Below are 25,161 nucleotides of genomic sequence, written 5' to 3'. Positions count from 1 at the left end.
CGTGTACGATTGTCCTATGCCGCCGCTTGGTGCGGCTGGATTTCTGCGATGTCCGCCGCGGTTTTCTCGGCGGACGTCAGGTCGTAGGCCGTCTGCAGGTTCATCCAGAACTCCGGCCCGGTGCCGAGGAAGCGGCCGAGGCGCAGCGCGGTATCGGCGGTGACCGGCACCTCCTCGCGCGCCAGCCGCTCGATGCGGGTGCGCGGCACATGGACGGCCTTCGCCACGGCATAGGGCGTGAGGCCGAGGGGGGAGAGGAACTCCTCGCGCAGGATTTCCCCTGGGTGGATGACGGGATTGGGGCCGAGCATGGCGGTTTCTCCTCAGTGGTAGTCGGTGATTTCGACGTCGGCGGCGTGGCCGTCGCGCCAAATGAAGCAGATGCGGAACTGATCGTTCACGCGGATGGAGTGTTGGCCGACGCGGTCGCCCTTGAGGGCTTCCAGCCGGTTGGCCGGCGGCACGCGCAGGGCATCGAGGGTGACGGCGGCGTTCAGCATGGCCAGCTTGCGCTGGGCCGGGCGGACGAGATCGGCGGGAAAGCCCTTGCCGACGGTGCCGTTCCACACCGTTTCCGTCAGCTTGTTCTTGAAGTTCAGGATCATCGCCGCCTCGCCGCTTCCGATGAAGATAACGTATCTCAATATGATACGTTCGGCAAGGGAAAAGTATCGTGCGATGATACGTTTTTCGAGGTGGCGGCATGATCTCTGATGCTGCCCTCGACGATCTGCGCGCGCGCAACCCCGTCACCGCAATAGCCGGCAAATGGGTGAGCCTGCGCGAGCGGCGAGGCTCCAAGCCGGGGTGGCTGGTCGGACCGTGTCCGCTCCATTCGACCGATCCCTTCGCGAAAGACAGCACGTCGTTCGAGTGCGATGCCGAGCGATGGGTTTGCGTAGTGTGTGGCGACGGCGGCGACGTGATCAAGCTGGTCGAAAAGCGCGAAGGCCTGTCCTTTCGCAAGGCCGTGGCATGGTTGGGTGGCACACAGGAGATTGACCCGGAAGAGCAGAAGCGCCGGGATGCCGAGGCGGCGAAGAAGAAGGCGCGCAACGAGGCGGCGGCGGCGAAGTTTCGCGAGGATGAGCGGGAACGCTGCTGGGCCTATTGGAACGAGGCGATGCCGGCCGACCATACGACGGTCGAGCAGTACCTGACCGGGCCGCGCGGCCTGCCGCCTGAAAGCCCGCCGATACTATGGGGCCGGCTGCGGTTCCATCCGCGCATGCCGTATTACGGGCCACGCACGACGCATCTGCGAGCGGACGGCTCGCGCGGCCGCGACTATCCGAACCTTCTGCACACCGGCCCGGCGATGCTGGCGCCGATCCTCGGCCCCGATGGTCGGTTCGCTGGGCTGCATATCACCTGGCTCGACATGGCTGATGCCAAGGGCAAGCTGTGCCTTGCCGATCCGGCGACTGGTGAAATCCTCCCGGCCAAGAAGGTGCGCGGCAGCATGGGCGGCGGGCGGATCGAACTGATCCGGCTCCCGGCACCGCGCCGGCTGGTGATCGGCGAGGGCATCGAGACCGTGCTGTCGGTCGCCTGCGCGCTGCTCGCGCTCGGCCGAGCCGAGGGCGTCGCCTTCTGGTCCGGCATCGCCCTGGGCAATATAGGCGGCCGCGCGGCCGAAACGGTGAAGCACCCGACCCTGAAGGATGCCGCCGGCCGCGCCCGGCGCGTGCCCGGTCCTGTTCCGGACATGGAAGCGCCGGGCATTCCGATTCCTGCAGGCGTCGAGGAGGTGACCCTGCTCGGCGACGCCGATAGCGACCGGTTCACGGTCGAGGCAGCGCTGGAGCGCGCGCGTGTGCGCTTCAGCGCTGGGGTGGATTGGCGCCGCGTGCGCATCGTGTGGCCGCCCGACGGCCGCGATTTCAATGACCTTCTGTAGGGTGGCCCATGCTTGACGATGACGCGCCGAAGGGCGGGCTGGAGGCGCTTGCGCGCATCGCGGCCATCGTCGACCCTGAGCCCCCGGCTTCCCCCGCAGGGATTGTCCCGCCGCAGGGGAATGAAGCGGGCGAGATTGAGGGTCCGCAGTGGCCGGATGACGCGCAGCTGGGTCCACCGCGCGAGCCGGAGGCGACCGAAAACCCGTATGATGACGGCCCCGACGGCGCGGATGCCGATGGCGGCGGTGAACCGCCCTTCGACGATGACGGTCCGCCGCCGGGCTTCGAGCCGGAGGATCCGGCGCTGCTGGCCTGTGCCGGCGAGGCGCAGAACGATATCGGCAATGGCCGGAGGCTGCGCTACCGGCACGGCAAAAATCTCGCCTATGTGCCCAATCTCGGCTGGCATCGCTGGGATGGACGTCGGTGGTTTCGTGCCGAGGATGACGAGGACGATGTCCGCGCGCTCGCGCATGACACCGCCGAGGCGATCATGCTGGAGGCCTTCGTCATCGCGCCGACCCCGGCCGAGGCCGATGCGATGGCGCAGGCGCAGGAGGCCGAGCGTCGCAGCGAGGACATCCCGCACGAGATCCATGATCTCGACGATCAGGAGCTGCCGAAGCGGGAGAAGGAGCGGCGAAAATTCCAGCTGCGGCGCGAGCTCGATGCGGCCAAAAAGGCCATGGCACGCGGCGCAGTCGCGGCCAAGTCATGGTCCTCGCGCAAGACGCAGCGGCGGCGCTTCGCCATTACCTCCGGCAATGCCGGCAAGCTCGATGGCATGCTTGGCGAGGCGCGGCCCTATCTGGTGCACGGCCTCGACCAGCTGGACCGCGACCCGCTCGCCTTCAATGTGCTGAACGGCACGATCCATTTTCACCAGGCGGAGGTAGAAGATCTCGACTGTCCCGATCCCGATGTCGTGCGCATGGTGAAGCGGTGGGTGTTCTCCATCCTGCCGCATGACCGGCGGGCGCTGATCACCAAGCTGGCGCCGGTGTTCCACTGTCCCGAGGCCGGTGCGCCGATCTTCACCGCGATGATCGAGCGCATACTGCCGGACGAGGCGGTGCGCTCCTATGTGCAGCGGTTCTTCGGCTACTGCCTGACCGCGCTCACCACCGAGCAGATGTTCTGTATCTTCTTCGGGGAGGGTTCGAACGGTAAGTCGACCCTCGTCGACATCATCGCGCACCTCATGGGCGACTATGCGACCTCGGTGCCGGTGATGTCGCTGGTGACGGAGAACAACCGCAAGGGCTCGGAGGCGACGCCGGACCTGATCCGCCTGCCGGCGGCACGCTTCGTCCGCTCGGCCGAGCCGAAGGAAGGCCTGCCGCTCGATGAAAGCCTGATCAAGGACCTCACCGGCGGCGAGCCGATCAATGTGCGGCGCCTCAATCACGAGTTCATCGAGGTCTATCCGCGCTTCAAGCTGGCGATCTCGTGCAACCGGAAACCTCGCATTCATGGCAATGACGATGGCATCTGGCGGCGTGTCTCGCTTGTGCCGTTCGAGGTGCAGATACCGAAGGGTGAGCGCGACAAGAAGCTACCGGAAAAGCTGAAGGGCGAGATCACGGGCATCCTCAATTGGATGATCGAAGGTGCGCTCGACTATCTCAATATGGGAGGGTTGCACCCGCCCGAGGCGGTGCTGGCGGCGACGCAGGAGTATCGCGACGAGAGCGATCCCATGGGCGCCTTCGTGCGCGCCGCGCTCGATGTCACCGGCTACCCACATGACACCGTCGAGCAGGGGACGCTCTACGAGGCGTTCGTGAAGTTCTCCAAGCGTGACGGCAAGACGCCGCTTGGCGCCACCACCTTCGCGCGGCGCATGCCGAAGGCGGCGCATGATTTCGGGTTCGAAAAGGGGAAGAGCTCGCTGTCGATATATGTCGGCATCCGGCTCAAGGCCGAGTTCGACCCCTCGCACACCCCAATGGTGTGATCCGCGGCTAGGGAAGGAAGCGCCCGCTTGGGAGGCTAGGGAGCCTAGGGAGGGTAGCGATCTGCGCGGGCCATTCTGCCGGGGGCGTGGGGGATCAGGCACTTAGTTGGCGTTTTGGGAGGCTAGGGAGCCTAGGGAGGGTAGCCCGCATGTACGCGTGAGAGAAACGAGGAGCGCGAGGAGGCCTCTATCGGCCATTTGGTCGACGATCTCTCTCTATGCGTAGCGAGCTTCTATCCTCCCTATCCTCCCTAGCCTCCCAACAGAAAAGCAGGCGTGAGTAATATCAACGGTTTGGCGAGACAGGCGGATGGTTCTCTCTTTGAAACCTACCCTCCCACTGCCTCCCTAGCCTCCCAAATGAGGGGAAGGTGATGAAGACGAGCATCGATATAGAGCAGTTGCTGGTGTGGGCTTACCGGGAAGAGCTACCGAAGGAGGCGAACCCGGTGCCGTCGCTGTCGCTGGCGGCAGCGGCGGGTTGGGCTGGCGTCTCGCGCTACGGCGAATTGCTCACCGTGATCGACGGTGCCGACGTTCGGAACCGTTGGGGTGTTACGCCGGACCGCACCGCTCAGTGTGCTCCGCATGCCGATGCCATTGCCGTTGCCGAGGCGGTGGCCGATCTGGATGGCCTAGTGATCGAGGCGCCTGTGGGCTGGTGGCCGTTTGGCGATATGGCAAGCCCTGATGCATGGGGTGATGTCGGGCAGCAGGTGGTGCGCGATGCGCTGGACCGGATGTGCGTGCCGGCAGCGATGGGTGCGCTTCGCTTCAAGGCCTCGCCCTCATGGCTGGTGCGCAAATACGCCATGGTCGGCGGGGTGCCCGATTGGGAGGCTGAGGCTCCCGAATATCGGATGGTCCGCGGCGGGAACGGCAAGGCGAAGTGGTTCGTCATGCGCAGCGTGCCGCAGATCGTCGGCGGCGAGGTGGTAGCTTATGCCGATTGCGAGCAGGACGGGTGGAGCCCGACCCGACGCCGTCCGGTGAAGGGTGCGTACAACAAATGGGAATTGGTCCCCTCGCCCTTCTATGCGGCCGTCGATCGGGCTGAATATGAGGTGTGGCATTCGGGCTTGGTGGTGCTCGCCGACGCACTGCGTGATTCGCTTGAGCGCTACCGCGTCACCGGGCCAGCCCGGCCAGCCCGGCCGTGGGAGAGCGGGAATGCAGGCGGGTCAAGGGTTCTGCCCGTTCTCCACCGGTCCGGCGAAAAGGGCGCTTGACGCGCGCCTGGATTTTGGTGCTCACTGCGCATGGATAAAGAGGCCCCGGAGCGGAGACGCTACCGGGGCTTTCGCTTGATGGGGTGGTCGATGGCCGTCCCGTCGGATCGAGGGGGCCCCACCCCCTTTGGGTCCTTCCCCGGCCACCCACGTATGCGGGCGGCGATAGCGCAGAGTGTCGGCAGATGAAGCCGGTTTTGAAAGCCTAAAGAGCTAAAGATCAGCTAAAGTGGGACGCTAAAGATGGATGCGGACGTGGTCAGCAAGGGCCAGTTCGCCACGCTCTGCAATGTCTCGGCTGGCCGGGTGTCGCAGTGGATCGCCGAGGGCAAGATTACGGGCGACGCGCTCGTCGGCGAAGGTCGCGGTGCCAGGATCCGTGTGCAGGTGGCGCAGTCGCAGCTACGGCAGCGGATCGACATCGGGCAGCGCTTCGGTAACGGCCTCGACACCAACCTGCAGCCCGCGCCATCTTCGGCAATGCTGCAGCCCGCTCCGGCCACCTCTTCGACGCCGACACCGCTTGCTGGCGATCCTGTCGAGGAGAAAATCAAGCGAGAGCGGCTCCGCGAAATCGAATATCGCAACCGCCGGAATGCCGAGCAGGAGCTGCAAAGCCGAGGCACTCTCATGCTGCGAGAGGATGCGGCCCGCGAGATGGCGAAGATCGCCACGGGCATGCTGACAGTCTTCGAGGGCGCCATGCCGGATTTCGCGGCGGCACTGGCGGCACAGTTTGGGCTGCCGCAGCGCGACATTCTGCACCTTCTACGCCGCGAGCTCCGAGGTGTCCGCGAGCGTGCCGCTCTTGCGGCGCGAAAGCATGCAGCGGAGCTACCTGCCGAGGTCAGTATCACCGTCGACGAAGAGCCGGCGCCAACCGTTCAGTGAGCCGTCATGGATTTGCACGTGGCGAACGCCGAGCACCTTGCGGCGACGACGCTCGCCACGGTGCTGGAACCTCCACCACCCGTCGACTTTCTCGCATGGGCAGAGAACAATATCGTGTTCTCCGACGTCGAGAGCGAGTTTGCCGGTCCCTATAACCGGGCGCTATTTGGCTATTTCGACGAGATCCTTCGAGCTCTCGGTCCCGACGATCCTTGCCGCATCGTCACGCTGGCGAAATCGGCGCAGCTGGGCGGGACCGTGCTTGCAAATGTGTTCGTGGGTGGCGCCCTGGATATGGATCCGGGCAACGTGCTCTATGTCCACCCGACTACGGACAATGCGGCGCGCTGGAGCCGGCTGAAACTATCCCCCTTCATCAAGGGGACGGCCTCGCTCGCCGCGCTGTTCAACTCCAAATCGCGCGATGGCGCCGACGCGGTGCTCTACAAGGAGCGTAAGGATGGACGGGGATCGCTGCTGATCTCGGGCGCCAATTCCGCGGCGTCACTGTCGCAGGTTTCGATGCCGCGGCAGGTGCAGGACGATCTGGTCAAATGGGAGATGAACACCGCCGGCGACCCGGAGGTACAGGCCGATAGCCGTTCGCGCGGCTATGAGTTCGCCAAGATCTTCAAGGTCTCGACGCCGAAGGTCATGCCCGGCTGTCGCATCACGCGGAATTTCGAGGCAGGCAGCCAGGAGCGGCCCTTCGTGCCTTGCCCGCATTGCGGTGTCATGCAGGTCCTCGAATGGGACAACATGCTTGCCCATCTCGACGAGACGAAGCCGGAGGCGGCGCATTTCGTCTGCGTCGATCCGGATTGCGCCAAGCCTATTGAGGAACATCATCGGCGCTGGATGGTCTCGCAGATCGAGTGGCGCGCCGCGAACCCGTCGGCTCGGCGAGAGCATAGGTCGTTCTGGATCTGGTCGGCCTATTCGCCGTTGCAAAGCTGGGAGCGTATTGCGCGGGAATGGCTGAAGGCCCGCGGCGATGCCGCGACCGAACAGACATTCACCAACGATTCCGTGGGGCTGGCGTATCGGGCGGCTGGTGAATCTGTTCCGTGGGAAGAGATCCGCGACCGGGCAGCCGGATCTGACTATTCCAAAGGCCAGATTCCTCTGGGAGCTCTGCTCGTCACGGTCGGTGTCGACTGTCAGACCGATCGCGTCGAATGGCAGGCTGTCGGGTGGGGCCGCGATCGCCGCCGCTGGGTGATCGATGCCGGCGTCATCCGCGGTCACATCACCGACGCTACCTGCCAGCAGACGCTTGATGCGTTGCTTGGTCAGAAATGGCGCAACGCTCTCGGTCGCATGATCGGCGTCGATCTGCTGGCGATCGACGGCAATGCCTGGACGGAAGACGTCTGGGCATGGGCGCGTCGGCATCCCGATACGCGCGTAATCATGGTGCGCGGTCGCCATGAGGATCATGTGCCGCTGCTGGAGCGGGTGCGAAAAGAACGCCGGCGCGATGGCACGCTGCTCCGCTACTCCCGCCGGTTCTACAATTTCGGGACGTCCATCCTGAAGATGGCGCTGTATCGGAACCTGGCGAAGACCGATCCGCTCCAGCGCGGCTATATCGGCATGCCGCGCGGCCTCGACGATGAGTATTTCCGCCAGCTGACGGCGGAGCGCCGCAAGCCGGTAAAGCGGCGCGACGGCTATGTGAAGTACCAATGGGTGCCGGATCCGGGCCAGGCGAACGAGATGCTGGATACGCATCTTCAGGCCGAGGCAGCAGCCATCCGGCTGGGCTGCCGCGATCTCCCGGAGCCGGTGTGGGAACAGCTTGAGAATGAACGGGAGACGGCGCCGCCGGAAGAGCAGGCTAGCCTGTTCGATGTCGTGCCGGTGACCGCTGCGCCGCCGCCTATCGAGGTTGCCGCATCAGCTGCGGCCGGACCGGAACCGGCTCCGGCATCGAATTTCGCCCGCCCGCATGGGGGCGGATCCTGGATGCAGAGATAGAGGGCTGCGATGGCCTATACGCAGGCGGATATCGACCGGCTCAAGAAGTCTATGGCGCAGGGTGTCCGCAAGGTCACTTATTCGGACGGTCGCGCTCACGAATTCTACTCGCTCGCGGAAATGCAAGCGCAGCTGACGCGCATGGAAAGTGAGGTTGCGGGGGATGCGGCCTCTTCCGCCTCTCGCAGCGTGATCGCTGTCAACGATCGGTGCTGGTGACGTCATGAACATGCTCGATCGGCTGGTGTCGTGGGTGAACCCCGCCGCCGGCCTCAGTCGCGTGCGTGCCCGTTCGGCGATCAAAGCCCTCGATGGCGCGACCCGTGCCTATGACGGGGCGCGGCGTGGGCGCGGCAACGGTCGCGCGCCAGCCACGTCGGCGAATGCCGAGATCGGCCCGGCGAGTTCGGAACTGAGGAATCGTGCCCGAAGCCTCGTGCGCAACAATCCGCACGCCTCTCGGATCGTCGACGTGCTCGCGGCGAACCTGGTGGGTGCCGGTATCATGCCGGTATCGAAGACCGGTTCCCGCACCATCGACCGCAAGGTAAACGACCTGTGGCGACGTTGGAGCGATCAGTGCGACGCCGATGGTCAGCTGGATTTCTACGGGCTGCAGTCGCTTGCCGTGCGCGAGATCGTCGAGGCTGGTGAAGTCGTCGCGCGCTTTCGGCCCCGCCGTACCAGTGATGGCCTTCCGGTTCCGCTGCAGATCCAGTTGCTGGAGGCCGATCATATCGACGATGCCCGCCACCAGATGCCGCAGGACCCGAACACACTGCTGGGGATCGAATTCGACGCTCTCGGCAAGCGCGCGGCCTATTGGCTGTTCCCCGAGCACCCCGGCGAAATCCGCCGGCTGAAGTCGTTGGAGAGCGTTCGCATCGACGCCTCCGACGTGCTGCACGTCTACCGTAAGCAGCGGGCCGGGCAGATCCGCGGCGTGTCGACCTTTGCGCCGATCATCATGACGGCGCGCGATATCGCCGACTATCACCAGTCGTCGCTGGTGAAGGCTCGCGTCGAAGCCTGCTTTTCCGGCTTCGTCACCAATGTCGAGGGTGATCAGCCGGCTATCGGCAGGCCCGGAAAGGATGGCGACGGCCAACGGCTCCAATCCTTCGAGCCGGGCATGATCACCTATCTCAAGGCCGGCGAACAGATCACCTTTGCGCAGCCGACTTCCGCCCCGGTGTTCGACCCGTTCATGATCCACACACTCATGGCGATGGCGGCCGGCGCGGGGATCACTTATGACCAACTGACGGGCGATCTACGGCAGGCAAACTACTCCAGTCTGCGAGCCGGCAAGATCGAGTTCCGCCGCCTCGTCGAGCAGATCCAGTATCACAACATCATCCCGATGTTCTGTGCGCCGACCTGGCGTCGCTTCATTGATTTTTCGGTGCTTTCCGGCGCGTTGCCGCAACGCAGGGACGGCTATCCCTGCGACTGGATCACACCGGCCAATGAGCCGATCGACCCGGTCAAGGACATGACCGCCGACATTCTGGCAGTTCGGTCGGGGCGGATGACGCTCCGCCAGTTCATCGCGGCGTGGGGTATCGACCCGGATGCCCAGATCGAGGAAATCGCCGAGATCAACAAGCTGCTCGACGCTCAGGGCATCATCCTCGACGTCGATCCGCGCAAGACGGCCCGGGCCGGCACCGCACAGCAAACGCCGGACGCCGGCGCCAACTGACCCACATCAGGAGAGAAGAATGAGGCGATCCGTCGAGCCGCGGACGAGCCCGGACGGCTTTGAGCCGGGCGCTTTCGTGCATCGCGAGGCCAATGCGGACGCGCTCGCCCGCATTGCGCCGGCCACCTATGACGAACGGGCGCGCACCGTTACGGCGATCTTTTCGACCGGGTCGCGTGTCCGCCGCTGGGGGATCTTCGAGGAATTGGCGGTGACGCCGGAGGCAATCGACCTGTCTCGCGTCGTCGCGGGTCAGGTGCGGCTGCTCGATTCTCACAATTCGTCGAGCATCGGCAACGTGCTCGGCGTGATCACCGAGGCGCATGTCGCCAGCGGGCAGTTGCTCGGCACAATTCGCTTCGCCGAAAGCGATCAAGGTCGTGAAGCCGAGGCGCGGGTGCGATCGGGCGACCTGACCGGCCTTTCGGTCGGCTATCGCGTGACCAGCTGGACGCTTACTGCCGTCGAAAACGATCAGGAAATCTGGCGGGCCGACCGCTGGGAGCTCCTCGAGGTGTCGCTCGTCGCGGTGCCCGCCGATCCCGGCGCGATGGTTCGCGCCGCTTCAACCCCTTCCACCCGGGCCGAGGCCCTTGCAGAGGAGAACGACGCCATGCGTCGCAACGTGCCCCAGGCGACGCCGCCCGTCGTCGACACCAACACCCCGGCTGCGCCGACCGTCGCGGATACCCGCGCCGCTCCCGTTCCCCCGGCTCCGGCGCCGGCCCCGACCGCGAGCACCGATCAGGCGGTGCGCGGCGAACGCCAGCGGGTGCTCGATATCGGCAATCTCGGTCGCACTCACAATGTGGACGCGGCTATCGTCGAGCAGGCGATCGAAGCCGGTACGACCATCGACGCCTTTCGCGGCATCGTGCTCGATCATCTCGCCACCCGCGCCGACCAGCCTGGCATCCGGGCGAGTGTCGGGCGCTCCTCCGAGGATCCACAGGGCCGGCGCGAGGCGTTGACCGAGGCGCTGACCGTCACGCTCTCGGAATCTTCCGGCCAGCGTGGGCAGGTGAGCGACCGTGCCCGGAGTTTCATGGGACTGAGCCTTGCCGAAATGGCGGCGGTCGCCATCGGTCAGCGCAACATGCCCCGCACCGGTCGGGAGCGGATCGAAGTTCTGGAACGCGCCTTCCATTCGACCAGCGACTTCCCGATCATCTTCTCCGGCGCGCTGAATGCCCGGCTGGAGGCTGCCTATGCGGCCGCCCAGCCCGTGTATCGTCGCATTGCCCAGCAGCGGAATTTCTCAGACTTCCGAGCGCATGACGTCATCCGCGTCGGCGATTTCCCGATGCTGAAGCCTGTCACGCAGTCGGGCGAGATCCAGTACGGATCGTTCGGCGAGAAGAAGGAGACCGTGATCGTCGTTCCCTACGCCATCGCTATCAACTTCACCCGCCAGATGCTGGTGAACGACAATCTCGGCGCCATCGACCAGATTCTCGCCGGTCAGGGCACCACCGTCGCTCTTTTCGAGGAAGTGACCTTCTTTGCCATGAAGGCGGTCGCCGCCGGCGTCGGCCCGACGCTGATCGAGGATGGCAAGGCGGTGTTCCATGCGGACCATGGCAATCTCGCCGGCGCAGCGGCGGCCATCAATGTCGCCTCGGTTTCTCTTGGTCGTGCGGCGCTGCGTAAGATGAAGCGGCTCGACGGTGCGGCGATGAATGTCGCGGCGCGCATTCTGCTGGTGTCCCCCGACAAGGAAACCGAGGCGGAACAACTGGTCGCGGCGGTGCAGCCGCAGCAGGCGGGTAACGTAAACCCGTTCTCGGGCAGGCTCGACGTTGTCGTCGGTGGTCAGATGACCGGCAATGCCTGGGAGCTCTACGCCGATCCGGCGTTCGGCACCAATTGGCAGTGGGGACTGCTCGATGGCTACACCGCGCCGCGCATCCGCATGGACGAACCGTTCGGCACGCAGGGTGTCGCGGCCAGCCTGGAGCATGACTTCGGCTGTGGCGCTATCGACTTCCGTTTCGGCTACCGCAACGCCGGCGCCTAATCCACGATCCTGACGCCGGCCGGCCTGGCCGGCGTTTCCCCTCAATCCGACAATCGGAGACATCTCCATGAAGAACTTCGTTGCGCCGGGGGATACCCTCGACCTTACCGCCCCCGCCGGCGGCGTCGTCAGCGGCACCGCCTATCTGCTCGGCGCGCTCGTCGCCGTCGCCAATTTCAGCGCCGACGCCGGCGTCAAGGTGGCCTTCTCCCGCAGGGGCGTCTTCACCCTGCCCAAGGCTACCGGTCAGGCCTGGACTGAGGGCGCGGTGCTCTACTGGGACAACACAGCCAAGAACTTCACCACCACGGTTTCCACCAACACCAAGGCTGCTGTGGCCGTGGCGGCGGCGGCGAATGGCGACGCTTCAGGCCTCGTGCTGCTGCCCGGCATCGTCTGATGTCCGCCTATGCGCATGGGGTGGACTTCTATTTCAACGATGTCCACCTCGGCGCCGACGCGCTTTTCCGTGCCGGCGGTGACGATCCAGTCGTCGAGCTTCGGGTTGTCACGCGCCGCCCCGATGATCTGATCGCCATCGCCGGCACTCAGTTAGTGCGAGCAACGACCATCATTGACGTGCGCGAGGCCGATATTGCGGTTCCCGCCGAGGGCGATACCTTCGAGATTGACGGCATCGTCTACATGATCGATGGCGAGCCGCGGCGGCGCGATGACGATCATCGGATCTGGGCCTGCGGATGTCGCAAGGTGGCGGCATGAGCCTGCTCGGCGCGACGCTTGATGGCGACATCAACATCTTCATGCGGGAGGAGCTCGCGGCGACGGAGCAGGCCGTCACGCGGGGCGTCAGGACCGCCACGCGGGGGCTGCAGACGGATCTGCGCCAGCAGGTGACGGGTGCGGGTCTCGGGCAGCGGTTAGCGAACACCTGGCGGTCGGAAATCTATCCGTCCGGCCAATCGAGCCTGCGCGCCGCCGGGTTCGTTTTCTCCCGCGCGCCGGAGATCGTCTACTCGTTTAGCTCTGGCGTGACGATCCGCTCGCCGAACGGCTTCTTTCTCGCCATCCCGACCGCTGCTGCCGGCGTAAAGGGTGTGAAACGCGACGGCGTGGGACGCGAACGCATCACGCCGGGAGGCTGGGAGCGACGCACCGGGTTGCGGCTGCGCTTCGTCTATCGGCGCGGGCGCCCGTCGCTGTTGGTCGCGGACAATGTCCGCGTCGACGCGCGCGGCCAGGCGGCGCGCAACCAGCGAACCCGGAAGGGTGCGATTGCCACCCGGCTGGAAGGTCGCACCACCACGGTGATTTTCATCCTGGTGCCGCAGGTCTCCCTGCGCCAGCGGCTCGAAATCGACGCCGCGACCGAGAAATGGCGGGCGCGGCTGCCGAGCCTGATCGTCGACAGCTGGCCGGGAGGGAATCGATGAGCGTGCGCGAGGCCGCCCTCGAAGCACTGAGGCAGTCAATCGCCACGGTTCGGCCGGCAAGTGACGTAAAGCGCAACGTCGACGTGCCCGCGAGCGTCGGGCCGGGTGGGTTGTTCATCGTTCGCGATGGTGAGCCCGGTGAGCCCTCGGTGTCGTTGTCGCCGCCATCCTATGAGTGGCAGCACCAGGCCGACGTCGAGATCTATGCCGATGGCGCCACGACGGCGGCGCGAGGATCGCTGCTCGACGCGCTGCTGATGGATCTCGGCGCAACCATTATCGCCGATCCGACGCTCGGCGGTGCGGTGCTGTGGGCGGAACCCTCGGCGCCGAGCCGCCGCGATCAGCCGTCCGACGGCGGCGCCGCGCTCGCCTCCGCCATCGTGACCGTCACGCTCGTCTACACCACCACCTCGCCGCTCGGCTGAGGTTCCCCGACATCCTGACATAGAGGAGAGTGCCATGGGCCTTGCCTTCGGTATCAACTCGGCCATGGGGCTCGCCTTTGAGGCGACCTTCGGCACGGCGCCGGTGGCCGGCTTCCGCAAGATGCCGTTCATTTCCACTACCATCGGCGCCGAGCGGCCGCTCGTCGCCGATGATCAGCTGGGCTTCGGTCGCGATCCGATCAGGCCGCAGCAGGGCGCCACGGAAGCCGGCGGCGATGTCGTCGTCGGCGTCGATCCGCGCTATTTCGGGGTGTGGCTCAAGCTGCTGCTCGGCGCTCCCCTCACCACGGCCGATGAGGACGTCTATACCCACGTCTTCACCTCCGGGGCGTTCCCGCTGCCGTCGGCATCGATCGAGGTGCAGACGCCGGAAGTGCCGGCCTTCACCATGCATTCCGGCTATGTCGCCGACACGCTGTCGCTGACCCAGTCGCGCGGTAATGGCAGCCTGCAGGCGACGATCGGCCTTCGCGGCCAGAAGGAGGGGCCGCCCATCAACGCCACGGCCGCCGGCGTGCTCGGTTCGCTCGGCGACATGACCCGCTTCACGCAGTTCCACGGCTTCATCCGCAAGGATGGCGCGGCGCTCGGCAAGATCACCTCGGCCGAGTTCTCGTTCGGCAACGGCGTCGAGGTCGGCGAGGATGTCGGTCGCGGCGACAGCCTGATTTCCGACCTCAATGCGATCCGCACCAGTGCGACCGTGAACCTCGTCGCCCGCTTCGACTCGACGGCCCTGGTGACGCTTGCCACCTCCGGCGATCCAATGGAGCTCGAATTCGGCTTCGCCTTCGGTGCCGATCTCTCGCTGACCTTCAACATGCCGTCGATGTACCTGCCCAAGCCCAAGCGCCCGATCAGCGGCCCGGGCGGCATCCAGCACACCTTCGCCGCCCAGGCGGCCCGGCCGGCCATCGGCCAGCCGATGCTGACGGCGACGCTCGTCAACGACGTCGCCTCCTACTGATCCCCCTACCCTTCATCGGCCACAACGGCCCCTGTCTCGCAGGACATCATGATCAACCTCGGCACCGCCCGCGACGTGCAGACCCTCGACCTCGATCATGGCGTCACCGTCACGGTGCGCCCGTTCAAATCCGACGTGCTCTTCACGGCACGGGCCGAGATGACCCGCATTCTCGGCGCCGTGCCGGAGACCGTAAGCGCCACCGTGCTGGCCGGCCTGCAGGAGACCGCCTTCACCAAGGGCGTCGGCATCGCCGCTATCACCGGGTGGACCGGTGTCGGCGATGTCGACGGCAATCCGATCGATGTAAGCCCGGCCGCGGTCGAGGCCTTGCTCGACCTGCCGGTGTTCGGCGGACGCTTCCATGAGAAGTATGTGCTGCCCGGCTTCTCGCTGGTGGCGGAAAAAAACGCCTCGTCGCCCTCGCCGCGTGGCACTTCGGCGAAGGCGAAGGCTACTGCGCGGCCTGCCCGTCGCGCTGCGAAGAGTGCCCGTATGAAGTGAACCGGCCGCGCTCGCGCGAGGGGCGCCTCGCCTGGCGCGTCTTCGAGGCGGCCGGCGCGCAGCTGCGCACTGCCGGCCAGCCGCTGATGGCGATCGGCTTCGATTATCCGGCGCTTTCCGCCCTCGCGCGCGATTTCGGGCTCCGGCCCGCCTATCTCGCCGAAATGTTCCATGACGTCGAGGGCGCGGCGATCGCCGCCATCAATGAAAGACTGACCAATGGCCGCGGCTGAGCGCAATGTGAATGTTCGCCTTGCCGTGCTCGACGGCGGCAAGGTGAAGGCCGAGTTGCAGGCAGTCGGCAACGCCGGTTCGGCCTCCATGGACGCGCTCGCGGCCAAGATCGGATCGGTGCGCACCGAGCGCTTGACCTCCGAGCTCGTGAGCGCGGAAAAGGCGCTGCGCTCGCTCGGTGCGGCGTCGGCGCCGGTGACGGCGCAGCTGGCCAATATCGGCACGGCGGAAGCGAAGCTGCGCAGCATGGGGCAGGCCGCGGCCGACGCGACCCGCCGGCTCGACGAATTGCGCCGCTCCGGCGACCTTGCCATGGCGCGCCTGACCGGCACCGTCGAGGGCATGGCGCCCGGCCTGCTCGCCTCGCGCAACAGCGCCGCACAGTCGGCTCTGTCCTCGCTCGGCAGCGCCTCGGCGCCGTTCGCGGCGCAGATGTCGGCGCTTGATCGGGCGAATGCGCAGCTGCGGGGCCTTGGCGGTGCCTCCAAGCAGGCGATGGGAGAGGTGGAGGCGTCCACCAAGCTGGCCAACCATGAGATCGGGCTCATGGGCGCCCAGTTCATGGATCTTGGCACCCAGATCGCGGCCGGCGGAGGCCTTTTCCTCCCGATCATCCAGCAGGGCGGCCAGCTTGCCGGCCAGTTGGGTGACCGCGGCCTGAAGGGCGCCGTCAGCGCACTCGGCGAGGGCTTGCTCGCCTTCGTCACCAATCCGGTCAACCTGGCCGTGCTCGGCTTTGCCACCGTCGCGGCCGGGGCGGCCTACTTCTTCTCCGAGATCGAGGATGGCGGGAAATCCGCCGAGGACGTGCTCAAGGAGCATGAGGCGCTCGTCGGCCGCATCCGCGATCGTTATGGCGAGGCGCAATCCAGCCTGCGCGAATATGTCAATGAGAGCGATCGGCTGCAGCGTCGCGAGGCCGAGCGGAACCTCTCGGCCCTGCGCGGGCAGCTTTCCCTGCAGGCCGATAGCGTCGTCAGCCAGCTTGGCTTGCAGACCCGGCCGAGCGCGCCCGAGGCCTTCGGCAGCATCGCCACCGGTTTCGACGATCCGGTCTTCGTCATGAACGACCGGTATGCGGCCTTCCGCCAACAGATCGACGACCTGCAGAAGTCGGTCGCCGCCGGCAATCCGCGCATCGTGCAGTTCCGCGAGGAAGTGGCGAAGCTCGCCGAGGCGAAGCCCAACCTGCGGCCGATCGCCGATGAGCTGCTCAAGATCACCGACGCGGCCTCGCAGACCGAGCGCTCGCTCCCGGGCGCCAAGGCCGCGATCGACGCCGTCGCCGACGCGGCGCGGGATGGCGTGCCGGGCATGCGCTCCTTCCGAGACAGCCTGAAGGCGATCACCGACTATGTGCCGGAGTTGCAGCGGCAGCGTCAGGTGATGGAAGACCTGCGCATCATCGACGGCAATCTGCGTAACGCGCTGGAGAAGAACGCCGAGCAAGGCGGTTCGGAAGGTGCCATGGCCGCCCGCGCCGCGGCCCTCGAGGAAGCGGCGCGGCGCGCGCGCGAGGAAGTGCTCGGCATCGCTGAGGCGCGCCGCTCCGCCGAGGCGCACGACCTCGACATGCGGGCGATCAATGCCCGCACCGTGGCGCAGCGTGCGGCCATCGCGGCCGACAGGGCGCGCGCCGATGCCTTGAAGGAGGCGGCTTCGGCGGCTGATGCTGATGCCGCAGCACAGCGCGCGGTGGCAACCGTTTATGCGGAGGCCGCACGACAGCAGCAGGATGCCGAGATCGAGCGTTCGCTCTCCATTCAGGAACGCTTTGCGGCGAGCCGGCTGGAATTGCAGTCGATCAGCAGTGGCATCGCCGAATCGGAGAAGCTGCGCTACGCGCTCGAGGCGGAGGCGCAGGCCCGCCGCGAGGCGTGGCAGGAGACCGGCTCGCTGAGCATCTCGGCGGACCGCATCCGCCAGATCAAGGCCGAGGCGGAGGCCTGGGGCCAGTTGCAGGAGGCGATCAGCCGCGCGCGTCTGCAGCAGGACCTGATCTTCGAGCGCCAGCAGCTTGGCCGCAGCGACATCGACCAGCAGGTCTATGGCACGATGCGCTCGGCCGGGCTTCTCGACGCCAACAACGAGATCGTCGGCGCCCAGAACCAGGCCATTGCCAAGCAGATCGAGCTCAACGCCAAGGTCGCCGAGATGCAGGATCTGTGGCGCGGCACCGGCCAGCAGATCGCGTCGGCCTTCCTCAATGGCGGCGATGTCGGCGCCGCTCTGCTTGATCGGGTGAAGTCGGTTGCCAGTGCCCAGATCGGCAAGACGATCGATGACGGTATCAGCAAGCTGATTTCCGGCGCCATGCCGGGGCTGGTGCCCGGTCTCGCCAAGTCCGGCCCGCTCGGGTCGAGCTCGGATAATGCCATGTGGGTACGGTTTGCCGAGGGCAGCATCCCCGCCGGGCTGATCGGCTCGTCTGCCAATGACAATATTGCCGGCAAGGCAGCGGGCGGCGGCATCGGCTCCGATCACGTCGCGGGTGGGGATTCGATGGCGGGCGTTCTCTCGCTGTCGAAGTCCTATGAGGGGTTGAATGAGCGACGGGACAACGCGGCGCTCTCGACCCTGCTCTCCGCTTCCGGCACGGCCAAGCTGAACCCGGCCGATCAGGCCTGGTGTGCCGCCTATGCCAATGCCGTGCTGGCAAAATCCGGACTGACCGGTACCGGCTCCAACCTCGCATCGTCGTTCCAGTCCTGGGGGCAGGCGACGAGCAATCCGCAGCTGGGCGACATCGTGAACCTGTCGCCGCAGGCGGCCGGAGCCTCGGGCCATGTCGGCTTCTTCGCCGGCATGCAGGGGAACAGCGTTCTGGTATCGGGCGGCAATCAGGGCAACGGGGTGTCCACCGCCGCCTTCCCGATGTCGGACGTCGTCAGCTTCCGTACCGCGACCACGGAAATCGCCACGGCGTCCACAGCCATGGCCGATGCGACCAAGTCGGCCGCCTCTGCCGCCGGAGATTTCTCCACCGGCCTGGGCGACGCGACGAAGAGCATCCTGGGCGGGCTCGGCCAGGCGGGAACGACGGCGGCAGGAGCGACCGCCGGGGGCGGCCTCGGCGGCCTCGGCAGCCTGTTCAGCGGCGTGCTCGGCATAGTCGGGAAGATCTTCGGCTTTGACGAGGGCGGCTATACCGGCGGCAAGCGCGGCAAGCTGGCCGGCATGGTGCATGGCGAGGAGTTCGTCTTCGACGCCACGGCGACCGCCAATATCGGTGCCGACAGGCTGGAAGCCATCCACCAGATGGCAAAACAGGGTCGGCGGGTGACGGCATCGCCTCTGGCGGCTCTCGCCACTCAGGGGAATGCGGCCGCCACGGCAGGAACCGCCGGCCAATCGCGCGGCAAGGTGGAGATGACGATCAATCTCGCCGGCGCAAATGGCGATGAGACGATCGCGAGGATCTCGCGAGCGGCGGCTGAGCAGGCGCTCGCCGAGTATGACGCGAACCTCTTGCCGAACATCGAAGAGAAGCAATATCGCGCCGGCTGACGGCGGGTAGGAGCAATCATGCCGTCGCCCCAGAACTGGCCGTATGCGCTGCGGCCAAAGCGGGCGCTCTTCCGTATCGTGCCGATGACTATGACAGGCCCGGTGTCGCCCGCCGGCCTGCAACAGGGCATCGGCACCGATGCGGGATATTGGAGCGCGACGCTTTCCTTCGGTGTCTTCACGCCGGATCAGATGCGGGAATGGGAAGGGTTCATCGCCTCGCTCGATGGAACGCTCGGCGAGGTCCTGATCCCGGCCTTTGCCGAGGATCTGGCGCCGTCCCTGCCCGGCTATGGCGTCGACATCGGCGGCATCCCCTATTCCGACGGGGCGATGTTTTCCGATGGTTCCGGCCATACCCAGCCGACCACGAGATTTCATCTCGCGGCCGACGCCGATCTTCGGGCGACGCAGATCACCGTCACGCGCGAGCTTGGCGGCGACCTGCGGCGCGGGATGAAATTCTCCATCGTCGACCGGATGCACATCATCACCAGCATTCCCACCGTCTCCGGCGCGGAAAGCACCTTCGAAATCCGCCCGCCGACCCGCGCCTATGCCGCAGCCGGGGCGGCGGTCGAATTCGGCCATCCGGTGTGCCGCATGCAGCTGGTGAGCGACGATGAGGGAGGCCTCGAGCGCATCGCCCGGGCGCCCAGCGAGGGCTCGATCCAGCTGCGGGAGAGCGCTCATGGACTTTCCTGAAACGATCGAGGCCTATCTCGACGGTCGGGAGATACGCTTCGCCCCTTTGGTGCGCTTCGACTTCCAGTCCGGCATGGTGCGCTGCTGGCCAGGCTTCGGCGCGGTGCGTACCAATGACGGTAATCTGTGGGGCGGCACGCAGAATATGGGCCGGCTCGGCCCGATCAAGAAGACCTTCGACGGGAGCGCTCCGCAACAAACCTTCACGCTGTCGGGGGTCGATCCCACCTTCTGGGTGAAGGCAAAGGCATCGGCGGCCGAATATTACGGGCGGCTGTGCTTCGTTTACCTGCAATTCTTCGACGAACATTGGCAGTGCCTTGACCTGCCGCTGCCCTTCTCCTGGTGGCGCATGCATTCGCTCGACATCGACCGCTCGCGGTCCGGCAATGGCTTCCAGCGCATCATCACACTGAAGGCGGAATCGCCGCTCGTCCTGCGCGGCCGGGCCGTCAATGGCAGCTGGACGGATCGCGACCAGCAGGCGCGCTTCCCGGGTGACCGGGCGTGCGAGCGGGTGATGGGCATGACCAACCGCGTGATCGTGTTCCCGGAGCTCGCCTGATGCTGGCCGGCTATCTGCGCGAGCTCGCGCAACATCCTCATGTCTGGGGAGAGCGCGATTGCATCCTGATCGCCGCCGACTGGTGGCGCGTCAACCACGGCACCGACCCGGCCGAGGGCTGGCGCGGCACCTATAGCGACGAAGCCAGCTGCCGTGCGCGGCTCGCCGAGCATGGCGGACTTCTGCGCGTCGTGCGTTCCGGCATGCGGCGCGTCGGGGCTCGCCGGACTTTCGAGCCGCGGCTCGGCGACGTCGCCCTGGTACGCGCCGGGCATCTGCTTGTCGGCGCCATCGCGCTCGGCGACGGGCGCTGGATCGGCAAGAGCCCTGACGGCGTGTCGCGTCTACGCACCCACCACGTCATCGCATGGAGCCTTGGATGAAACTGCGTCGTCTGCTGCTGGCGTCGACGGCCCTGCTCACCGTGCTGGTGACGGCGCCGCGACCGGCCGAGGCTGAGCCGTTTTCGACGGCATTGGTGTTGTCGCTCGGCCCGGCCTTCGGCACTACCGCCGGCGGCCTTACCGCTCTTGGCACGATTACCTCGGCGGCGATCACCGCTGGCGTGACGTTTGGTGTCAGTGCGCTGCTCGGCTCCAAATCCTCGGCTCCCAAGCCTTCCGACATCTCCGGCACCTACAAGCAGGATATTCCGACCCGGACAGGCCATCTCGGCCGGCGGCGGGTCGGCGGCAGCTGGCTCTTCGCCGAGGTGAAGGATGGCACCCTCCACCAGGTGCTCGCGCATGGCGACACCATTGTCGACGGCTGGGAAAAGACGTTCATCGACAATAACGAGGTGGAGCTTGACGGCTCGGGTTGGGCAAGCGGTGAGCCTTACCCGGCCAATGTGATCCGCATTCAGGATCGCCCCGGCAGCAACGATCAGACGGCCTTCGACGACCTCGTTTCGGCCTTTCCCGGCGGGTGGACGGCTGATCACCGTGGCCGGGGTATCGCGCTCTCCTACATGCGGTGCTATCCCGTCGACGATGACGAGGTCGGCAAGGTCTATCCGAACCGCATTCCGACGGTGAACCGGATCGGCCGCTTCGGCAGTTGCTACGACCCCCGCACCGGCACGTCGGGTTTCACCCGAAATCTGCCGCTGCAACTGGCCGAGTATGTGTGCCGTGAGGATGGCGCACAGATCGCGCCGGAATACATCCACACCGGGCGGCTCGCGGCGGCCGCGACGCTCGCGGACGAGGCGGTTCCGATCAAGGCGGGCGGAACGATCCCGCGTTACCATGGAGGGCTCGACTGGACCTTCGACGAGACGCCGGGTGCGGTGATAAAGCGGATGCTGACCGCTATGGATGGCACGATCGATCTTGTCGGTGACGGCATGCTGGCAATCGACGCGGGCATGTATACCGAGCCGACCGTTACCATTCCGAACCGGCTGATCCTTGACTTCCACCTGAGCGACCGCTCCGGCCCATTGCGCGAGGCCAACGAAGTCCGCGTCAAGTACAGCCATGTGGCGGCGGATTATGCCGAAGCCGATATGGATCCCTGGCGGATCGAGGATGACATCTCGTTTTCCGGCCAGCGCAAGCGGCTGCCGATCGAGGCCTACGAGATCGAGCACCATAATCATGCGCGGCGCATCGCCAAGATCGCGGCGCATGAGGCGAGTTCCGAGATGCAGGGATGGATCCGCTGCGCTTTCCCGGCCATCCGCGCCTGGGGCGAGCGCTGGGTTCGTTTCCAGATCGACGAGCTGGAGATCGACCGCCCCTTCAAGGTGCGGGGCGTCGATTTCGACACCAACTCAAAGGAGTTCACCTTTCAGGTGGTGGCGATGGACGGCTCGGCCTATGCCTTCGATCCCGCCACGGAGGAGGGCACCGCGCCACCGGTGCCGGAGCCATTGAGTTCGGCCGCGGTCGGCCCGCCAACCGATGTTGTGGTGATTACCAGCGCCAGGGAGGTGAGCGCCGGTTCCTATGTGCCGACGCTGGAAATGACATGGGGGGCACTGCCGCGTCCGTCATCTACCGCGCAGGCGCAGATCTCGCCGGCCGGCACCGATCAATGGACCGACATCACCATGGTGAAAAGTGGCGACGAAAAGTACCGCAAGGCCGTCGCCGAAAACGTCGCGGACAATACCCCCTATGATCTTCGGGTGAGGTGGCGGACCCCGACGTCCAATTGGTCGACCGTGTTGGGGGTGACGACGCAGTCGGACCCGACGGCGCCGGACGCACCCTCCTTGGTGCGGGTAATTCCCTCCGGCACCGACGGTGCGGAAGTGATCTGGAATGCGCCGAACAGCAGCAACTACAAGGCGGCGCGTATCTATCGGAACACGACGAACAATCCGGCAACGGCTACGCTGGTGCCGCCGCCGGCCTTCGGTGCCCCCTCGACCACGAACAATAGCCGTGTGGTCGAAGACCTTGAACCTGACGACTATTACTTCTTCGTCGCCGCGATGAACGGTAGTTCCGTCGAAAGTGCCCGGGTGCCCTGCCTGGGCAACCCGATCACGATCGAAGAAGAACCATAATCCTTTCGCCGATCGCTCTTCCTCAGCCGCCTCCGGGCGGCTTTTTTATTGGGAAACATCATGGTCGACTTTCCGCATGGTGGCGGCGCCAATATCTGGCGCGACTGGAACGAGGCCGGCAACCCTGCGAGCAAACGGCGCGAGCCGCCCAAGCCGGAAGTCCGCGATTGGGCGACGGCGGTTGAGAGCGCCGTGAACGCGGCCCTTGCCGGCACGGGAGATCCGGACGCGATCGAAGAACTGCTCGACGGGCTTTCGTCGGCGGAAGCAGCCGCCGAGGCGGCGACGAGCGCCGCCACAGCGGCCACTTCCACAGCAGCTGGCGCCGCCGATACAGCCGACGGTGCTGCTGCTGCTGTAACCGCCTTGCAGGGCCTCACCATAACCGGCGGCGGCCTTGCGGCCGGCGGCGGCACGCTGGAAGCCAGCCGCACCATCACGGTGCCGGCGGCAACCAATGCCGAGGCGCTGGCGGGGGCGATCACCAGCAAGGCGATGACGCCGGCCGCGAGCAAGGCGGCGTTGGATGCGCGGGCACCCGTCACTCCGGATGCCGATCTGTTTGCCGTCGTTGGCGCCGACGGCAAGAGCGGGTTCGCGGTCACCCGATCGGGCAAGATCCTGAACAAGCATATTCGGGAGATCGAGAGCAAGGCGGAGGCGGGAGCACAGGCTGGGCTCTCGGTGAAGGTCGTTCCCTCTGCGGATCTGCTCGCCCTTGTCGGGCCGGACGGCAAAAGCGGCTTCGCCGTCACCCGATCGGGCCGGATCCTCTGCAAGGAGATCGACAATATCTACAGCACCATTGCCGGCGTAGCGCGGAATGCGGGTCTCACGACGGTCTTTCGGCAGTTCTTCACCGGCACCTCAACCCCCGCGGGCTGGTCCGTCACCGGCTGGACGGTTTCGAACGGGCTGGTCTCGCCGGTGTCGGGCGGCTGGACGAACCTAGCGATGTTCGACACCTTCTCCGCCCTCGGCCGCAAGCGGATCGTCGCGCATATCCGCCTCGATGATCCGACCTCCAAGGTGGCCGTCGTCACCTATCCCATGGATGGCGGCTCCTATACGCTCGGGACCGTCGTCACCGTCGACGCCTCCCTTGGCGCATCGAGTGCCGTGCTGCTGATGCAGCCATGGAACGGATCGGGCGCGCCGACCGGCGGCAAGTCCGTCGCCATCCCGTTCACCCTGGTCGCCGGCCGCGATTATGTCGTCGACCTCGAAAAGCTCGGCGGCGTGAACATCGCCCGCTTCACCGACACGATCACCGGCAAGGTCGTCAGCCTCTCCGGTGAGCAGGATGATGCGGACGGTGCCGGCCGCCAGTGGGGTAAGCCCGGCCTGGCCTTCCTGTCCGGCAATGTGTTCGTCCGGCTCTTCGAGTTCTATGCCGGCGTGCAGCAAAAGCCGTTCTGCCTGCTGTTCGGCGACAGCAACGGCGAGGGGTTCGGCGGCGTTCCCGACTGGCGCTATGGCTGGGCACACCAGGTCGAGGCGCTGCGGGGGCGCGGCGACATGCTCAATGTCTGCCGCAGCGGCGACACGTCCGGCGGGATGCTCGCTCGCATGCCTGTCGATCTCGACATCTTCAATCCGCAGTTCGTCGTGCTCGGCCAGGGCACCAACGATACCGACACGGCGACCTGGCAGACCAACACGGCGACGGCGATCGCCAAGGTGCTGGCGCGCGGCGCAACACCGATCCTGCAGACGCTGGCGCCGCGCACGGGCGCCACGGCCAAGAACACGACCATCAACGGATGGATCCGGAGCCGGTACTTCGGTGACTACCCCTATGTGGATGTGGCGCGGGCGCTGTCGCTCGGCGGCGACGATGGGGCCTGGAACTCCGCTTACAACAACGGCGACGGCGTCCACGCGAACCCACCCGGCCTGGAGCGGTGGGCCGAGCAATACTTCATCGACGTCCCCTGGCTTTTCTAAGGAGAGACCATAATGACGATCCTGCTCGTCTCCGACATCAATTTCGATGCCGAGGCTGTCGTAGCGAAATACCCCTGGCCTTTCGTGAGTGCGATACTGGATTTCGATTACGCCAATGAGAGGTTCTACTACAACGGAACCGTCTATGACGCGCTCGCCGACATGGTGACGGCGGGGTTCTATACCGAGAACCCGAGCGGAGATTCCATCACACTCCCGAGTTCAATCACGACGTGCTCGCTCTTCTTCGAAGGTGTTGCCGCCGGCACGACGCCGAGCGGCGCGGCTCAATGGGCCTTGTCGCTCGATGACGGGGAAGATGGCGATCTGCTCGACAATGCCATCTGGATCGACCGTACCCAGGTCTCGCCGGCCGGGCGCGGCGAGATCGGTTGCTACCGTGGCGGCGCCATCCAGACCGGCGACGAAATGCGCTCGCTGGCGGTGCTGCCGAACAGCACCCATGTCAGCGTCGCCGCGCGGTTCGCGACGTCCAACCTCGGTGTCTCGTATAATGGCGCGGCGGTGCGGACCAACGGCACGGCGCTCCTGCCGACCTCGCTCACGCGCGTTACGGTGAAGAACCGCGGCATCGATTATGCCCGCCCCTGGGGCGGCACGGCCACGCGCGTGGCGGTGATCGCGGCGGCGGTCACGGATGCCGAACTGATCGCCATGGCAACGCCATAGC

Annotated in this window: 24 protein-coding genes; 22 read left to right on the top strand and 2 right to left on the bottom strand. The window is 66.1% G+C overall.

The window, feature by feature from the left end:
• Positions 1–14: 14 nt before the first annotated feature.
• On the bottom strand, positions 15–311 hold the full coding sequence (locus tag J2X65_RS08250) for a HigA family addiction module antitoxin (protein ID WP_310200169.1): 297 nt from the start codon (positions 309–311) through the stop codon (positions 15–17).
• A gap of 12 nt (positions 312–323) precedes the next feature.
• On the bottom strand, positions 324–605 hold the full coding sequence (locus tag J2X65_RS08245) for a type II toxin-antitoxin system RelE/ParE family toxin (RefSeq protein WP_310200167.1): 282 nt from the start codon (positions 603–605) through the stop codon (positions 324–326).
• 98 nt (positions 606–703) lie between these two features.
• Here J2X65_RS08245 and J2X65_RS08240 point away from each other — a divergent pair, with 98 nt between their 5' ends.
• The 22 genes from J2X65_RS08240 to J2X65_RS08135 all read left to right on the top strand — a co-directional run bounded on the left by J2X65_RS08240 (position 704) and on the right by J2X65_RS08135 (position 25,160).
• Entirely contained in the window at positions 704–1,900 is a 1,197-nt protein-coding gene (locus J2X65_RS08240; protein WP_310200166.1) for a CHC2 zinc finger domain-containing protein, read from the top strand.
• 8 nt (positions 1,901–1,908) lie between these two features.
• A complete protein-coding gene (locus J2X65_RS08235; protein ID WP_310200164.1) occupies positions 1,909–3,858 on the top strand; it encodes a phage/plasmid primase, P4 family in 1,950 nt (649 codons plus the stop codon).
• A gap of 374 nt (positions 3,859–4,232) precedes the next feature.
• Positions 4,233–5,087 carry a hypothetical protein gene (locus tag J2X65_RS08230; protein ID WP_310200163.1) on the top strand — a complete coding sequence of 285 codons (855 nt, stop codon included), beginning with the start codon at positions 4,233–4,235 and terminating at the stop codon, positions 5,085–5,087.
• Positions 5,088–5,330: 243 nt separating this feature from the next.
• Positions 5,331–5,978, top strand: a complete 648-nt coding sequence (locus tag J2X65_RS08225; RefSeq protein ID WP_310200160.1) for a hypothetical protein — start codon at positions 5,331–5,333, stop codon at positions 5,976–5,978.
• 6 nt (positions 5,979–5,984) lie between these two features.
• Positions 5,985–7,958: a terminase gpA endonuclease subunit gene (locus J2X65_RS08220; RefSeq protein ID WP_310200159.1), complete on the top strand. Its 1,974-nt coding sequence runs from the start codon at positions 5,985–5,987 to the stop codon at positions 7,956–7,958.
• A gap of 9 nt (positions 7,959–7,967) precedes the next feature.
• Complete coding sequence (locus J2X65_RS08215; RefSeq protein ID WP_310200157.1) at positions 7,968–8,177, top strand: phage head-tail joining protein; 210 nt, start codon at positions 7,968–7,970, stop codon at positions 8,175–8,177.
• Between the two features lie 4 nt (positions 8,178–8,181).
• Positions 8,182–9,663, top strand: a complete 1,482-nt coding sequence (locus J2X65_RS08210; RefSeq protein ID WP_310200155.1) for a phage portal protein — start codon at positions 8,182–8,184, stop codon at positions 9,661–9,663.
• 19 nt (positions 9,664–9,682) lie between these two features.
• Entirely contained in the window at positions 9,683–11,680 is a 1,998-nt protein-coding gene (locus tag J2X65_RS08205; RefSeq protein ID WP_310200154.1) for a prohead protease/major capsid protein fusion protein, read from the top strand.
• A 67-nt stretch (positions 11,681–11,747) separates the two neighbouring features.
• Positions 11,748–12,080: a DUF2190 family protein gene (locus J2X65_RS08200; protein WP_310200152.1), complete on the top strand. Its 333-nt coding sequence runs from the start codon at positions 11,748–11,750 to the stop codon at positions 12,078–12,080.
• Positions 12,080–12,403 carry a hypothetical protein gene (locus tag J2X65_RS08195; protein ID WP_310200150.1) on the top strand — a complete coding sequence of 108 codons (324 nt, stop codon included), beginning with the start codon at positions 12,080–12,082 and terminating at the stop codon, positions 12,401–12,403. Before J2X65_RS08200 ends, J2X65_RS08195 begins: the two co-directional genes overlap by 1 nt.
• On the top strand, positions 12,400–13,074 hold the full coding sequence (locus tag J2X65_RS08190; protein ID WP_310200147.1) for a DUF6441 family protein: 675 nt from the start codon (positions 12,400–12,402) through the stop codon (positions 13,072–13,074). Before J2X65_RS08195 ends, J2X65_RS08190 begins: the two co-directional genes overlap by 4 nt.
• Complete coding sequence (locus tag J2X65_RS08185; protein WP_310200146.1) at positions 13,071–13,502, top strand: hypothetical protein; 432 nt, start codon at positions 13,071–13,073, stop codon at positions 13,500–13,502. Before J2X65_RS08190 ends, J2X65_RS08185 begins: the two co-directional genes overlap by 4 nt.
• A 34-nt stretch (positions 13,503–13,536) precedes the next feature.
• Positions 13,537–14,490 carry a phage tail tube protein gene (locus J2X65_RS08180; protein WP_310200145.1) on the top strand — a complete coding sequence of 318 codons (954 nt, stop codon included), beginning with the start codon at positions 13,537–13,539 and terminating at the stop codon, positions 14,488–14,490.
• Between the two features lie 48 nt (positions 14,491–14,538).
• Positions 14,539–14,994, top strand: a complete 456-nt coding sequence (locus J2X65_RS08175; RefSeq protein WP_310200143.1) for a hypothetical protein — start codon at positions 14,539–14,541, stop codon at positions 14,992–14,994.
• Positions 14,991–15,227, top strand: coding sequence for a hypothetical protein (locus tag J2X65_RS08170; RefSeq protein ID WP_310200142.1), 237 nt, complete (start codon positions 14,991–14,993; stop codon positions 15,225–15,227). The genes J2X65_RS08175 and J2X65_RS08170 overlap by 4 nt, the downstream gene beginning before the upstream one ends.
• The gene (locus J2X65_RS08165; protein WP_310200141.1) at positions 15,214–18,735 is read left to right on the top strand and encodes a TIGR02594 family protein; all 3,522 of its coding nucleotides are present in this window, start codon (positions 15,214–15,216) and stop codon (positions 18,733–18,735) included. Before J2X65_RS08170 ends, J2X65_RS08165 begins: the two co-directional genes overlap by 14 nt.
• Positions 18,736–18,753: 18 nt before the next feature.
• Positions 18,754–19,440, top strand: coding sequence for a hypothetical protein (locus J2X65_RS08160; protein ID WP_310200139.1), 687 nt, complete (start codon positions 18,754–18,756; stop codon positions 19,438–19,440).
• Positions 19,427–20,005, top strand: a complete 579-nt coding sequence (locus J2X65_RS08155) for a hypothetical protein (RefSeq protein WP_310200137.1) — start codon at positions 19,427–19,429, stop codon at positions 20,003–20,005. The genes J2X65_RS08160 and J2X65_RS08155 overlap by 14 nt, the downstream gene beginning before the upstream one ends.
• Positions 20,005–20,388, top strand: coding sequence for a DUF6950 family protein (locus tag J2X65_RS08150; RefSeq protein WP_310200135.1), 384 nt, complete (start codon positions 20,005–20,007; stop codon positions 20,386–20,388). Before J2X65_RS08155 ends, J2X65_RS08150 begins: the two co-directional genes overlap by 1 nt.
• A 41-nt stretch (positions 20,389–20,429) precedes the next feature.
• Positions 20,430–22,523: a hypothetical protein gene (locus J2X65_RS08145; protein WP_310200133.1), complete on the top strand. Its 2,094-nt coding sequence runs from the start codon at positions 20,430–20,432 to the stop codon at positions 22,521–22,523.
• 60 nt (positions 22,524–22,583) lie between these two features.
• Positions 22,584–24,470: an SGNH/GDSL hydrolase family protein gene (locus tag J2X65_RS08140; protein WP_310200132.1), complete on the top strand. Its 1,887-nt coding sequence runs from the start codon at positions 22,584–22,586 to the stop codon at positions 24,468–24,470.
• A 12-nt stretch (positions 24,471–24,482) separates the two neighbouring features.
• Positions 24,483–25,160, top strand: coding sequence for a hypothetical protein (locus J2X65_RS08135; RefSeq protein WP_310200129.1), 678 nt, complete (start codon positions 24,483–24,485; stop codon positions 25,158–25,160).
• Position 25,161 lies beyond the last annotated feature (1 nt).

The organism is Ancylobacter sp. 3268, from assembly GCF_031456575.1.
GTDB lineage: Bacteria > Pseudomonadota > Alphaproteobacteria > Rhizobiales > Xanthobacteraceae > Ancylobacter.
Note: the sequence above shows the minus strand (reverse complement) of the source record. Positions and strands in the feature narration are given on the sequence as shown.

Bases quoted from the DNA above. Each gene is read 5' to 3' on its own strand.
- J2X65_RS08230 (WP_310200163.1), top strand. From the start codon at position 4,233: ATGAAGACGAGCATCGATATAGAGCAGTTGCTGGTGTGGGCTTACCGG.
- J2X65_RS08160 (WP_310200139.1), top strand. From the start codon at position 18,754: ATGCCGTCGCCCCAGAACTGGCCGTATGCGCTGCGGCCAAAGCGGGCG.
- J2X65_RS08205 (WP_310200154.1), top strand. From the start codon at position 9,683: ATGAGGCGATCCGTCGAGCCGCGGACGAGCCCGGACGGCTTTGAGCCG.
- J2X65_RS08220 (WP_310200159.1), top strand. From the start codon at position 5,985: ATGGATTTGCACGTGGCGAACGCCGAGCACCTTGCGGCGACGACGCTC.
- J2X65_RS08135 (WP_310200129.1), top strand. From the start codon at position 24,483: ATGACGATCCTGCTCGTCTCCGACATCAATTTCGATGCCGAGGCTGTC.
- J2X65_RS08175 (WP_310200143.1), top strand. From the start codon at position 14,539: ATGATCAACCTCGGCACCGCCCGCGACGTGCAGACCCTCGACCTCGAT.
- J2X65_RS08235 (WP_310200164.1), top strand. From the start codon at position 1,909: ATGCTTGACGATGACGCGCCGAAGGGCGGGCTGGAGGCGCTTGCGCGC.
- J2X65_RS08245 (WP_310200167.1), bottom strand. From the start codon at position 605: ATGATCCTGAACTTCAAGAACAAGCTGACGGAAACGGTGTGGAACGGC.
- J2X65_RS08150 (WP_310200135.1), top strand. From the start codon at position 20,005: ATGCTGGCCGGCTATCTGCGCGAGCTCGCGCAACATCCTCATGTCTGG.
- J2X65_RS08240 (WP_310200166.1), top strand. From the start codon at position 704: ATGATCTCTGATGCTGCCCTCGACGATCTGCGCGCGCGCAACCCCGTC.
- J2X65_RS08180 (WP_310200145.1), top strand. From the start codon at position 13,537: ATGGGCCTTGCCTTCGGTATCAACTCGGCCATGGGGCTCGCCTTTGAG.
- J2X65_RS08155 (WP_310200137.1), top strand. From the start codon at position 19,427: ATGGACTTTCCTGAAACGATCGAGGCCTATCTCGACGGTCGGGAGATA.
- J2X65_RS08250 (WP_310200169.1), bottom strand. From the start codon at position 311: ATGCTCGGCCCCAATCCCGTCATCCACCCAGGGGAAATCCTGCGCGAG.
- J2X65_RS08190 (WP_310200147.1), top strand. From the start codon at position 12,400: ATGAGCCTGCTCGGCGCGACGCTTGATGGCGACATCAACATCTTCATG.
- J2X65_RS08225 (WP_310200160.1), top strand. From the start codon at position 5,331: ATGGATGCGGACGTGGTCAGCAAGGGCCAGTTCGCCACGCTCTGCAAT.
- J2X65_RS08210 (WP_310200155.1), top strand. From the start codon at position 8,182: ATGAACATGCTCGATCGGCTGGTGTCGTGGGTGAACCCCGCCGCCGGC.
- J2X65_RS08185 (WP_310200146.1), top strand. From the start codon at position 13,071: ATGAGCGTGCGCGAGGCCGCCCTCGAAGCACTGAGGCAGTCAATCGCC.
- J2X65_RS08215 (WP_310200157.1), top strand. From the start codon at position 7,968: ATGGCCTATACGCAGGCGGATATCGACCGGCTCAAGAAGTCTATGGCG.
- J2X65_RS08195 (WP_310200150.1), top strand. From the start codon at position 12,080: ATGTCCGCCTATGCGCATGGGGTGGACTTCTATTTCAACGATGTCCAC.
- J2X65_RS08140 (WP_310200132.1), top strand. From the start codon at position 22,584: ATGGTCGACTTTCCGCATGGTGGCGGCGCCAATATCTGGCGCGACTGG.
- J2X65_RS08200 (WP_310200152.1), top strand. From the start codon at position 11,748: ATGAAGAACTTCGTTGCGCCGGGGGATACCCTCGACCTTACCGCCCCC.
- J2X65_RS08165 (WP_310200141.1), top strand. From the start codon at position 15,214: ATGGCCGCGGCTGAGCGCAATGTGAATGTTCGCCTTGCCGTGCTCGAC.